The organism is Pantoea sp. ARC270, assembly GCF_003236725.1.
Taxonomy (GTDB): Bacteria; Pseudomonadota; Gammaproteobacteria; order Enterobacterales; family Enterobacteriaceae; genus Pantoea; species Pantoea anthophila.
The window spans coordinates 1-12,791 of record NZ_PUGA01000008.1; the positions used below are offsets into that span (position 1 = coordinate 1).

General features: G+C 58.1%; 8 protein-coding genes and 1 tRNA gene. 5 read left to right on the forward strand and 4 right to left on the reverse strand.

Annotation, left to right across the window (positions count from 1 at the left end):
• Positions 1-131: 131 nt before the first annotated feature.
• Positions 132-4,079 carry a trifunctional transcriptional regulator/proline dehydrogenase/L-glutamate gamma-semialdehyde dehydrogenase gene (putA, locus tag CKF42_RS05610; protein ID WP_046102063.1) on the reverse strand — a complete coding sequence of 1,316 codons (3,948 nt, stop codon included), beginning with the start codon at positions 4,077-4,079 and terminating at the stop codon, positions 132-134.
• Between the two features lie 451 nt (positions 4,080-4,530).
• Here putA and putP point away from each other — a divergent pair, with 451 nt between their 5' ends.
• The 5 genes from putP (at position 4,531) to phoH (ending at position 10,841) form a co-directional block, all read left to right on the forward strand.
• On the forward strand, positions 4,531-6,015 hold the full coding sequence (putP, locus tag CKF42_RS05615) for a sodium/proline symporter PutP (protein ID WP_111207733.1): 1,485 nt from the start codon (positions 4,531-4,533) through the stop codon (positions 6,013-6,015).
• A gap of 190 nt (positions 6,016-6,205) precedes the next feature.
• Positions 6,206-7,030, forward strand: a complete 825-nt coding sequence (gene efeU / locus CKF42_RS05620; protein WP_058958334.1) for an iron uptake transporter permease EfeU — start codon at positions 6,206-6,208, stop codon at positions 7,028-7,030.
• Positions 7,031-7,082: 52 nt separating this feature from the next.
• Positions 7,083-8,198, forward strand: coding sequence for an iron uptake system protein EfeO (gene efeO / locus CKF42_RS05625; RefSeq protein WP_111207734.1), 1,116 nt, complete (start codon positions 7,083-7,085; stop codon positions 8,196-8,198).
• 2 nt (positions 8,199-8,200) lie between these two features.
• On the forward strand, positions 8,201-9,481 hold the full coding sequence (gene efeB, locus CKF42_RS05630) for an iron uptake transporter deferrochelatase/peroxidase subunit (protein ID WP_111207735.1): 1,281 nt from the start codon (positions 8,201-8,203) through the stop codon (positions 9,479-9,481).
• A 571-nt stretch (positions 9,482-10,052) separates the two neighbouring features.
• Positions 10,053-10,841, forward strand: a complete 789-nt coding sequence (gene phoH, locus CKF42_RS05635) for a phosphate starvation-inducible protein PhoH (protein WP_009089645.1) — start codon at positions 10,053-10,055, stop codon at positions 10,839-10,841.
• Between the two features lie 166 nt (positions 10,842-11,007).
• On the opposite strand, the gene CKF42_RS05640 is transcribed toward phoH, so the two are convergent.
• The 3 genes from CKF42_RS05640 to CKF42_RS05650 all read right to left on the reverse strand — a co-directional run bounded on the left by CKF42_RS05640 (position 11,008) and on the right by CKF42_RS05650 (position 12,509).
• Positions 11,008-11,095 (reverse strand) — tRNA-Ser (locus tag CKF42_RS05640).
• Positions 11,096-11,349: 254 nt separating this feature from the next.
• The gene (gene msrA, locus CKF42_RS05645) at positions 11,350-11,883 is read right to left on the reverse strand and encodes a peptide-methionine (S)-S-oxide reductase MsrA (RefSeq protein ID WP_111207736.1); all 534 of its coding nucleotides are present in this window, start codon (positions 11,881-11,883) and stop codon (positions 11,350-11,352) included.
• A gap of 59 nt (positions 11,884-11,942) precedes the next feature.
• Positions 11,943-12,509 (reverse strand): flavin reductase family protein, encoded by a 567-nt coding sequence (locus tag CKF42_RS05650; protein ID WP_181161902.1) that lies wholly within the window; start codon positions 12,507-12,509, stop codon positions 11,943-11,945.
• Between the last annotated feature and the right edge of the window lie 282 nt (positions 12,510-12,791).

Below are 12,791 nucleotides of genomic sequence, written 5' to 3' on the forward strand. Positions count from 1 at the left end.
AACGAAACCTGCTCAAAGCCCGTTCGTGCATCGAACAAACTCCCGGCGAACGAAACCTGCTCAAAGCCCGTTCACGCAGCGAACAATCTCAGCGCCCGCCCGCGCAGCGACCTCGCCGGCAACCCACCCCCTTACCCGATGGTCATCAGGCTGGCGTTACCGCCTGCGGCCGCGGTATTCACACTCAGTGAGCGCTCAATCAACAGACGCTCCAGCAGCAGATTCGTCTCGCCGCGGGCGAAGCCCTGCACCGACACAATCGCGCCGTCACGCGCGGCAATCTGTTCGCACAGGGCGCGCAGCTGATCGGCGTCGCCGTGATAGATTACCGCATCAAACTCCGCCGTCAGCGGGTCTCGCGCCAGCGTAATGCGCGCTTTCACCGCGTCCGGCAGCGAGGCTCGCAGGGTGCGATGCAGCTCATCATCCTGCCACAGCGCCTTACTGCCGACGCTGGTCACGGCCGCCAGCTGAATCAACGCATCCTGCTCGTTGTCAGCCAGGCAGAGCACCTGATCGCGTGGCAACAGCGAGAAGGTATTGCGCTCACCCGTCGGGCCGGGCAGCAGCCGTACCACACCGGCCTGGGCCAGCTGGTCGTAGCGATCACAGAGTTCAGCCAGCGCCGGTTTATCTTTGGCCCAGCTGCTGAGTGCCTGATGCGGAGCCAGCAGAGCGTGACGCAGCGTGCTGTCAGCCGGGCGCTCCGCATCCTGGCGATCGAAGGTCAGACGCAGCGCGCCATCCGGACGATGTGCCAGCAGGCGGTAGAGATAGAGCGGACCGCCCGCTTTCGGACCGGTACCGGATAAGCCTTCACCCCCAAACGGCTGCACGCCAACAACGGCGCCCACCATATTGCGGTTAACGTAGAGGTTACCGACCCGGGCGCTCGCCGTGACCTGCGCAATGGTCTCATCGATACGCGTATGGACACCCAGCGTCAGGCCGTAACCGGAAGCGTTAATCTGCTCAACCAGCTGCGGCAGCGTGTTGCGGGTGAAGCGCACCACGTGCAGCACCGGTCCGAAAATCTCTTTATCCAGGTCGCTGACCTGATCCAGCTCAATCAGCGTGGGTTTGACAAAGGTGCCGCTGTTCCACTCTTTGCTGTCCTGCGGATTATCCTGCACCGCCTGATAGACCGTGAAGCCCTTGTTACGCATCGCCTGAATATGGCGGTCGATATTGGCTTTGGCTTCGGCGTCAATGACCGGGCCGATATCGGTGGAGAAGCGCTCCGGGTTACCCATGCGGCACTCTGCCATCGCACCGCGCAACATTTTCAGCGTATGGTCAGCGACATCTTCCTGGATGCAGAGCAGACGCAGGGCGGAGCAGCGCTGTCCGGCGCTGTCGAACGCCGAGGCAACGATATCAACCACCACCTGCTCGGTCAGCGCGGAGGAGTCAACGATCATCGCATTCATCCCGCCGGTTTCCGCAACCAGCGGCACTGGGCGGCCGTGCTGGTCAAGACGACCGGCGAGATTACGCTGCAGCAGGGTTGCCACGGCAGTGGAGCCGGTAAACATCACACCGCGCACCCGGTTGTCGCCGGTCAGCTGTGCGCCAACGGTTTCACCCTGGCCTGGCAGCAGCTGCAGCACGCCTGGTGGTACGCCCGCATCCAGCAGGATCTGCACCGCCTGCGCGGCAATCAGCGGCGTCTGTTCGGCAGGTTTGGCCAGCACGCTGTTGCCTGCTGCCAGTGCTGCCGCAATCTGACCGGTGAAGATCGCCAGCGGGAAGTTCCACGGACTGATGCAGACCACCGGGCCCAGCGGGCGATGGGTTTCATTGTCGAAATCGTCGCGCACCATGCCGGCGTAGTAATAGAGGAAATCGACCGCTTCGCGCACTTCCGCGATGGCGTTGTTGTAGGTCTTGCCCGCTTCACGCACCAGAATGCCCATCAGCTTCTGCATCTGGCCTTCCATAATCTGCGCCGCGCGCTCCAGAATCGCGGCACGCTCCTGCGGCGGGGTGGCAAACCAGATTGGCCCGCTGTTCACGGCGGCATCCAGCGCCACAGACACTTCCTGTTCTGTCGCTTCACGCACCTGACCCACGCGATCGCCAGGCACGGCCGGGTTCAGCACGTCGTGCAGCTCACCGGTGCCCGCTTCGCCATCGATCATCGGTTCGGCCAGGTAAGGGTGGGCGGCGCTGCTCAGCAGGGCGCTGGAGAGTGAGGCGAGGCGGTGTTCGTTGGCCATATCCAGACCCGCAGAGTTGACGCGGTTCTCGCCATAGAGGTCACGCGGCAGCGGGATCTTCGGATGCGGCAGGCCGATCGCGCCTTCGCTTGCCCCGAGTTTCTCAACGGCGAGCACCGGATCGGCAACCAGCTCGTCAATCGGCAGCGAGGTATCCGCGATGCGGTTAACAAAGGAGGTGTTGGCTCCGTTCTCCAGCAGACGGCGCACCAGATAAGCCAGCAGGGTTTCATGCGTCCCCACCGGCGCATAGATGCGGCAGGGGCGATTCAGCTTCCCGTCCGCCACTTTGCCGACCACCTGCTCATAGAGCGGTTCACCCATGCCGTGCAGACACTGGAACTCATACTGTCCCGGATAGTAGTTGTTGCCCGCCAGCTGATAGATAGCGGCCAGGGTATGGGCATTGTGCGTGGCGAACTGCGGATAGATCAGGTTTGGCACGGAGAGCAGCTTGCGGGCGCAGGCCAGATAGGAGATATCGGTGTAGACCTTGCGGGTGTAAACCGGATAGCCTTCCAGACCTTCCATCTGCGCACGTTTGATTTCGCTATCCCAGTAAGCGCCTTTCACCAGACGGATCATCAGGCGGCGGCGACTGCGCTGGGCCAGATCGATCAGCTCATCGATGACAAACGGGCAGCGTTTCATATAAGCCTGGATGACGAAGCCGATCCCGTTCCAGCCTTCCAGCTCCGGCTCGAAACAGAGTTTCTCCAGCATATCCAGTGACAGTTCCAGCCGGTCAGCTTCTTCGGCGTCGATGTTGATGCCGATGTCATAGGAGCGCGCCAGCAGCGTCAGCGATTTCAGCAGCGGGTAGAGCTCTTCCATCACCCGCTCATACTGCGCGCGGCTGTAACGGGGATGAAGGGCTGACAGTTTGATGGAGATGCCCGGGCCTTCATAGATGCCCCGGCCATTGGAAGCTTTACCAATCGCGTGGATCGCCTGCTGATAGGAGAGCAGGTAGGCTTTGGCATCGCCTGCGGTCAGTGCCGCTTCGCCCAGCATGTCATAGGAGTAGCGGAAGCCTTTCTCTTCCAGCTTGCGGGCGTTTGCCAGGGCTTCGGCAATGGTTTCGCCGGTCACGAACTGCTCGCCCATCAGTCGCATCGCCATATCCACACCTTTGCGGATCAGCGGCTCACCGCTCTTACCGATAATGCGGTTCAGAGAGCGTGACAGATTTGCTTCGTTATGGGTTGAGACCAGGCGGCCGGTAAACAGCAGACCCCAGGTCGCCGCGTTGACAAACAGGGACGGGCTGCGTCCCAGGTGTGACTGCCAGTTCCCGTTACTGATTTTGTCGCGGATCAGCGCATCGCGTGTTGGCTTATCGGGAATACGCAGCAGCGCTTCGGCGAGGCACATCAGCGCCACGCCCTCGTGAGACGATAATGAGAACTCCTGCAGCAGGCTTTGCACCATACCGGCGCGTCCGGTTGCACCTTTTTGGTGCCGCAGCTTGTCGGCAAGCTGATAAGCGAGCTGATGGGTTTTCTCTGCCAGCGGCGCTGGCAGGCGCGCCTGCTCCAGCAGCATCGGCACCGCATCCGTCTCCGGACGACGCCAGGCGGCGGTCACGGCGGAACGGGTCACGGACTGCGGTAAAATCTGCTCTGCGAAGTCAAGGAACGGCTGATGCAGCTCCTCTGGCTGGATGTCGTCAGACTCGGCGGCGGCCTGTGCAGTGAGAGGGATCTCCGGCACGGCATCCCCGGTTTCCAGCTGGCCCAGGTAGTTAAAAATCGCCTGTTTGATCAGCCAGTGTGGCGTGCGGTCGATGCGCTGCGCAGCCAGTTTGATGCGCTCACGTGTCGCGTCATCCAGTTTTACACCCATGGTGGTTGTACCCATGACTTCCAGGCTCCTTAATAGTGGTTCGATACGGCGTGGGCTGCACTATCACTTAAGTTGCAACTTTGTGCAACCGTGTTAAATGTGAGCCAGTTAACACCCCTGTGACATCGCCAATTGTTAAATCTGACAATTCGGCACGGATATTGCTGCAAGATCCTCGCCAGGTTGGCAGACCCGATAAAATGCGGGTTTCCGGCAGGTTACACGGTGGTGCAACCGGATAACTGTGAGCGAGTGCAACCTCTGGACACTTTTTCACAACCGGTTAGTGAAATCACTGTAACGCCTGTGTTAAATCCATTGTGCGCGCCACGCCTTTCCGGCAGGATACCGCGCCGCTGGGAAATGACTGACGCCCTGACGAAAACAATCGGCCCGTCCTGCCCCGTTCCGGCAGGCGGGTAGCTGGCGATTTCTCTGGGATATCAAAAAATAAGTGGAGAGACAGATGAGTGTAAGTACACCAATGCTGGTGACCTTTGTGGTTTATATACTTGGGATGGTGTTAATCGGTTTTGTGGCCTACCGTTCGACCAAAAACTTTGATGACTACATCCTGGGTGGCCGCAGTCTGGGTAGTGTGGTCACCGCACTCTCTGCGGGTGCCTCAGATATGAGTGGCTGGCTGCTGATGGGATTGCCGGGGGCGATCTTCATCTCAGGGATCTCTGAGAGCTGGATTGCGATCGGTCTGACCATCGGTGCCTGGCTGAACTGGAAAATCGTCGCCGGCCGCCTGCGTGTTCAGACCGAACACCACAACAATGCGCTGACGCTGCCAGACTTCTTTACCAGCCGCTTTGAAGATCACAGCAAAATTCTGCGCGTGATTTCGGCCATTGTAATTCTGGTGTTCTTCACCATCTACTGCGCCTCTGGCGTGGTGGCCGGTGCGCGTCTGTTTGAAAGCACCTTTGGCATGAGCTATGAGACCGCACTGTGGGCGGGGGCGGCAGCCACCATCCTCTACACGCTGGTGGGAGGATTTCTGGCGGTGAGCTGGACGGATACCGTTCAGGCCAGCCTGATGATTTTCGCTCTGATCCTGACGCCGGTGTTTGTGATTATCGCGGTGGGCGGCTGGTCTGAATCGCTGGCGGTGATTGAGGCGAAAAGCCTGGAAAATCTCGACATGCTGAAAGGGCTGAACTTCGTTGCGGTGATCTCGCTGCTCGGCTGGGGCCTGGGCTACTTCGGTCAGCCGCATATTCTGGCGCGCTTTATGGCGGCGGATTCGCATCGCTCAATCCGCACCGCACGCCGCATCGGCATGGCGTGGATGGTGTTCTGTCTGGCGGGAGCGGTCGCTGTTGGCTTCTTTGGAATCGCCTACTTCCAGAACAACCCGACGCTGGCGACCGGCGTCAACGACAACGCAGAGCGCGTCTTTATCGAACTGGCACGCATCCTGTTTAACCCATGGATTGCCGGTATTCTGCTGTCAGCGATTCTGGCGGCGGTGATGTCAACCCTGAGCTGTCAGCTGCTGGTCTGCTCCAGCGCCCTGACTGAAGATCTCTACAAAGGCTTCCTGCGTAAAAACGCCAGCCAGCAGGAGCTGGTGTGGGTAGGGCGTCTGATGGTGCTGCTGGTGGCGCTGATCGCGATTGCACTGGCGTCTAACCCGGAAAACCGCGTACTGGGTCTTGTCAGCTACGCCTGGGCAGGCTTCGGGGCGGCCTTTGGACCGGTCGTGCTGTTTGGCGTCTGCTGGAAGCGCATGAACCGCAACGGCGCGCTGGCCGGTATGATTGTCGGTGCGCTGACCGTGCTGGTGTGGAAGCAGTATGGCTGGCTGGGTCTGTATGAAATTATCCCAGGCTTCATCTTCGCCAGCATCGCGATTGTGCTCTTCAGCCTGATGGGACGTGAACCTTCAGCCGAAGCGCAGCAGCGCTTTGCTGCCGCTGAGGCGGAGTTCCAGACCAAATAAGCAGAGCGTCATGAGTGAAGGCCCGTCCCGCAGGGGGCGGGCCTTTTTGTTACAAAGATAAAAGCCTCAGAAATGCAATTATCTCCATCGGCAACTTGTTTTTTTCGCAGCGATAATGATAATCGGTATCGTTTACACTTTACCTGAATTTACCGTTAATTGACGCTGCTTAACATTCAAGAGGCTGGCAATGTTCGTTCCCTTTCTCATCATGCTGCGCGAAGGACTTGAAGCCGCGCTGATTGTCAGCCTGATCGCCAGCTACCTCAAACGCACCCAGCGCACCCAGTGGTTTCCGGCCATGTGGGCAGGCGTCTTTGTCGCCGCGGCACTCTGCCTGGGGCTGGGTCTGTTTATCAATGCCACCACCGGCGAGTTCCCGCAAAAAGAGCAGGAGCTGTTTGAAGGCATTGTGGCGCTGATCGCCGTCGTGATCCTCACCTCCATGGTGTTCTGGATGCGCAGAGTGGCGCGCAATATCAAAGTTGAGCTGGAGCAGGCGGTCGACCAGGCGCTGCAACGTTCGGGCCGGGGCGGTCTGGCGCTGGTGCTGATGGTCTTTCTTGCCGTGGCACGGGAAGGCCTGGAGTCGGTCTTCTTCCTGCTGGCCGCTTTTACGCAGGATGTCGGGTATGCGCCGCCGATTGGCGCGGTGCTGGGGCTGGCGACAGCGGTGGTGCTGGGCATGCTGCTCTACTGGGGCGGTATCCGCCTGAACATGGCGCACTTCTTCCGCTGGACCAGCGTCTTTATTCTGTTTGTGGCGGCCGGTCTGGCCGCAGGGGCGATTCGCGCCTTCCACGAGGCGGGTCTGTGGAATCACTATCAGGATGTGGCCTTCGATCTCAGCAATACCTTATCGACCCATTCGCTGTTTGGCACCCTGCTGGAAGGCGTGCTGGGTTATCAGGAGGCCCCCAGCGTCAGTGAAGTGACCCTTTATTTCGTCTACCTGATCCCGGCCCTGATTCTGTTTTTTATGCCTGCGCGTCCTGCTGCGTCGGCCACTGTGTAATACGACCTTTAACGGGCGCATCTTACGCCCGCAACGTGATAGGGAAAAAGAGATGACAATGCGTTTCCGCCGCAAGGCACTGCTGCTTCCTCTGCTGGCGATTTCTGCTTCTGCGGCGGCAGCCGTTCCTCAGGTTACCGTAAGCGTCAACGACAGGCAGTGTGAGCCGATGAGCTTAACGGTGAAGGCCGGTAAAACTCAGTTTCTGATTAAAAATAACAGCCAGAAAGCGCTGGAGTGGGAGATCCTGAAAGGTGTGCTGGTGGTGGAAGAGCGTGAAAACATTGCGCCGGGCTTCAGCCAGAAGCTGACCGCTAATCTGGAGGCCGGGGAATATGAGATGACCTGTGGTCTGCTGAGCAATCCCAAGGGCAAACTGATTGTGCAGGCGGGGGAGAGCGCGACGCCCGGCGCAACCTCCGCGCGGATGCAGCTGGAAGGCCCGATCACGCAATACAAAGCCTGGGTGACGGAGCAGGTGAATCAGCTGGTGAGCCAGACGCAGGCCTTCACCGATGCGGTCAAAGCCGGGGAGGTCGAAAAAGCCAAAGCGCTGTTTGCCCCGACCCGCCAGTATTACGAGCGCATTGAGCCGATTGCTGAACTCTTCTCCGATCTCGATGGCAGCATTGATGCCCGTGAAGATGACTATGAAAAGAAAGCGGAGGATCCTAAGTTCACCGGCTTCCACCGTCTGGAGAAAGCGCTGTTTGCGGAGAACAGCACTAAAGGGATGACGGGCTATGCCGACCAGCTCAACAAAGATGTGAAAGATTTGCAGGTGCGCATCAGTGAACTGGCCTTCCCGCCGGCCAAAGTGGTGGGCGGCGCGGCCGGTCTGATTGAAGAGGTTGCCTCCAGCAAGATCTCCGGCGAAGAAGATCGCTACAGCCGTACCGATCTGTGGGACTTCCAGGCGAATATTGATGGAGCACAGAAGATCGTTGATCTGCTGCGCCCGCTGGTCAGCAAAGCCAATCCGCAGCTGCTGGCGAAGGTCGATGCCAACTTCAAAAAAGTGGATGCGATCCTGAGCAAATACCGCACGAAGACCGGTTTCGAATCGTACGAGAAACTGAGCACGGCTGACCGCAATGCGCTGAAAGGGCCGGTCACCGCCCTGGCGGAAGATCTTTCCTTACTTCGTGGCACGCTGGGTCTGGATTAATCATGAGTCGTAAGCCAGAGGACGCGCAGCAGCCTGCGCGTCGTCGTTTATTAAAAGGGCTGGGCCTGCTGGGGGGCGCCGCTGCCTTCTCCGGCGGTTGCCCGTTTCATGCCGCCGCCGCTGACACGTTTTCGCCGGGTACGGTAACGCCTCAGGCGCGGCAGCAAAAGCAGCCGTTTTATGGTCAGCATCAGGCGGGGATTATCACGCCACAACAGGCATCGATGATGCTGGTGGCGTTTGACCTGCTCAGCAGTGATAAAGCCGATCTGGTGCGGCTCTTCCGGCTGCTGACCCAGCGCATCGCCTTTCTTACCGCGGGCGGGCCGGCACCGGTCGTCACCAACCCGCAGCTGCCGCCAATGGATTCGGGCATTCTCGGCCCGACGATCGCGCCGGATAATCTCACCATCACCGTGTCGGTCGGCAGCAGCCTGTTCGATGAGCGTTTTGGTCTGGCCCCGCATAAGCCGAAAAAACTGCAGCCGATGACGCGCTTCCCTAACGATTCGCTGGATGCTGCTCAGTGTCATGGCGATCTGCTGCTGCAGATCTGCGCCAACACCCAGGATACGGTGATCCATGCCCTGCGCGATATCATCAAGCACACCCCCGACCTGCTTGGGGTTCGCTGGCGACGGGAAGGCTTTATCTCTGACCACGCAGCACGCAGTCAGGGGCAGGAGACGCCGATTAACCTGCTGGGCTTTAAGGATGGCACCGCGAATCCGGATACGCACGACGCTGCCCTGATGAATCAGCTGCTGTGGGTGACGGCGGATCAGGATGAACCGGTCTGGGCACGTCATGGCAGCTATCAGGCGGTGCGTCTGATTCGCTTTCACGTGGAGATGTGGGATCGCACCCCGCTGGGCGAGCAGCAGACCATCTTTGGTCGCGATAAGCTGAGTGGAGCTCCGCTGGGGATGCAGCATGAGCATGATGTTCCTGACTATGCCCGCGATCCGGACGGGCAGGTGATTGCGCTGGATGCGCATATTCGCCTTGCTAACCCCCGCACGCCAGAGACGGCCAGCAGTCTGATGTTGCGCCGCGGCTACAGTTACTCCGCCGGGAACTCGGCGTCAGGGCAGCTGGAGATGGGCCTGCTGTTTGTCTGCTATCAGCACGATCTGGAGCGCGGATTTCTGACGGTGCAGGGGCGACTGAACGGCGAGGCGCTGGAAGAATATATTCGTCCCTTTGGCGGCGGTTATTTCTTTGCGTTGCCGGGTGTCCCGGACGCCAGCCATTATTTAGCCCAATCCCTGCTGGAAGCCTGATTAAATTTCAACCACTGCGGGCGGCCCGATTTCTGGCCGTCCGGCTTTTCTTTCCCGTAATCTGACTAACTGAGTTTTAACTGAGAATCAGCCGGAGCTTCGCCGAATTAAAATAATATAAGTGACTGAAATTAATGTTTTTTAAGTGAAATGGTAAAATAAAGGCTTACCCGCGAATAGCAATTCCTTTGCCAGCAGTTAAAATTACTGTTGCAAAGGTTCAGCAAAATGATGCACTTTATTAAACAGGCGTAATCGGACGTGTCGATGTATCACACTGGAGTTCGCGCATGGGTCGAGTCTTTTATGGAAAGTCATTGTCAGTAAATAGATTGCGCCTGACCGCGAGGGCCATTCTGCCTCGTTATTTCTTCCTTCCTTCAACCAACTCTTTTGTCTTACCGTTTCCTTTTTTATCCGGTGTTCAGCCACGCTTCTGCGCTGCTGTATACCCACTATCCTGTCCTGTCATGGCTTAAAAGGAAGCCAACTGAAACCTCTAAAGCGTTCACGTAATCGTAACGGGCCACCGGCCTGACACGGGAAATGAAACCAACTGAAAGGTGCCACTATGGGAAGACAGAAAGCAGTGATCAAAGCGCGTCGTGAAGCGAGAAGAGTGCTTCGCAATGACTCACGGAGTCATCGTCAGCGCGAAGAAGAGTCGGTCACTTCGCTGGTGCATATGGGCGGACTGGATTCGATTGGCATGGCACGCGATGCGCGCGACCGGCTACCGATTGAAGCCCGGAATGAGGCTCAGGCGCACTATCTTAATGCCATAGAGACGAAGCAGCTGATCTTCGCAACCGGTGAAGCCGGATGCGGTAAAACCTGGATCAGCGCCGCAAAAGCGGCTGAGGCCCTGATTCATAAGGATATCGACAGGATTATCGTTACGCGCCCGGTACTGCAGGCAGATGAGGATTTGGGATTCCTGCCCGGCGATATTTCTGAGAAATTCGCCCCTTATTTCCGTCCGGTTTATGACATTCTGGTTAAACGTCTTGGCGCATCCTTTATGCAATATTGTCTGCGTCCGGAAATTGCCAAAGTTGAGATTGCGCCTTTCGCCTATATGCGAGGCCGCACTTTTGAAAATGCTGTGGTGATTCTGGACGAGGCGCAGAACGTGACCGCCGCGCAGATGAAAATGTTCCTGACCCGACTGGGCGAAAACGTCACGGTCATTGTTAACGGCGATATTACCCAGTGCGACTTGCCCGCTGGGGTGCCTTCTGGTCTCGCAGACGCGCTGGCGCGGTTTGAAGAGGACGAGATGGTTGGCATTGTGCGCTTCGGCAAAGAGGATTGTGTGCGTTCAGCGCTGTGTCAGCGCACCCTGCACGCGTACAGCTAGTGTTCGATTGAGTAGAAGTGTAGCGCCCAAACCCGGCTCCGGCCGGGTTTTCTTATTGTGGAGGGCAGGCTGCGCCCGCTGTCGAACCCCGCGGGGCTTCTCACCCCCTCTCCGTGCAATATGCAAAAAAAAGCCTGAACTTTCGTTCAGGCTTTTCTTCGGAATGTGGCGGTGAGAGGGGGATTCGAACCCCCGATACGTTGCCGTATACACACTTTCCAGGCGTGCTCCTTCAGCCACTCGGACACCTCACCACATTTGTTTCGCTGACCGCGCTGGGTCAACGGGGCGGTACTATAGGGAGTCGGCTGAAAACGGTCAAGCACTATTTTTTTCTTTTGATCTATTCGCTTAAGCTCTGAACGAATTGATTTATTCCGGCCTGAAACTGGCCATTTCTCCGCCTGATTTCCCGTCCTGTCTGCTCAGTGAGACAGAGCAGGGCAGCGGGCAGGACGACATCCTGAATAGCGTCTCAAACCGGATGCCGTCCCGTGGAAGGCTGAAATCAGCTCTTCACCCGGTTAGCGAAGCTTTTGCGCAGCTTCTGCAGCTTCGGCGGGATGACCGCCATACAGTAGCCGTTGCGCTGACCCGCGCCTTCCCAGTAATCCTGATGATAGGCTTCAGCAGGATACCACTCCTTCAGCGGCTCGATGGTCGTCACCACCGGCACATCATGGTCGGCCTGAGCTCGTTCAATGGCGGCACGCGCTTCCGCTTCCTGTTCGGCATTGGCCGGGAAAATGGCAGAGCGATACTGAGTGCCGATATCGTTACCCTGGCGGTTAAGCTGGGTTGGATCGTGCGTCACGAAGCTGATATCCAGCAGGTCGCCAAAACTCACCTGCTCCGGGTCAAACCCAATGCGGATCGCTTCCGCGTGGCCGGTCGCGCCGCTGCAGACCTGCTCATAGGTAGGATTCGGGCGCGCGCCGCCGGTATAGCCGCTTTCAACCGACTCTACGCCGATCACATCCTTAAAGACCGCTTCGGTACACCAGAAACAGCCACCCGCGATAACTGCGTATTCGATTGCCATAATATTTTACTCCTGTCAGGTCGAAAGAGGTGAATGGGGGCGCTGCGGAGGGCTTTCAACTAGATCAGCATCTCCGGTTTAAAATCTCCGCTCTTATCCAGCATTTTATCGCTCATCACGCTGAAGCGGCCTTCGCCAGTGTAATGCAGGGTCGCCGGGTATTCGGGCTGTTCGGCCACATGTGCCTTAACGATCTCAAAAATAAACAGGTTGTAGTTAGCCACCATCGAGTCGTCATAGAGCTGGCACTCAAAGCTGGCAAAACATTCGGCAATCATGGGGGCGCTGACCACCTGACCCGGCTCCGGCGTCAGGCCGAACGCGGCGAACTTATCCAGCTGGTCGCCGTGGCTGTTGCCGACCGCCACCACCTCATCAATCAGTGAAGCGGCCGGGATATTGAGGACGCACTGGCCACTGTTGCGAATCAGCGCGTGGCTGTGATTCATACCGGCAATCATGCAGCCCACCAGAGAGGGCGAGAACTCCAGCACCGTATGCCAGCCGAGCGTCATGATGTCCTGCTCATTGTTGTACTGCGAACTGAGCAGCAGCACCGGACCCGGTTCGAGATATTTACGGGCTTTACTGACCGGAAAGGCATATTTGTGCATGCGTTGGCTCATGGCTTAACTCCTTTGACGGAATGTCATCATTAAGTGTAGAGCACGCAGCGCATGCAGCAGGGGGCAAGGCAGAGGGGCGAGGGCGGGCAGCGCGGATATTTTTTCGCCCGCGCCGCGATCTTAATGTTTCCTTAATCTGCAGTCGCGATACTGGCGGCTCCTGTTGAGGAGGTTACTATGAAAACTGTGTCTGCTTCCCTGCCCGTTGCGGCTCCGCGTCCGCTGAGTGAATATGCTGCCCTGTTGATTACCGCAGCGACCCTTATTCTGTTCCTCAGTGCC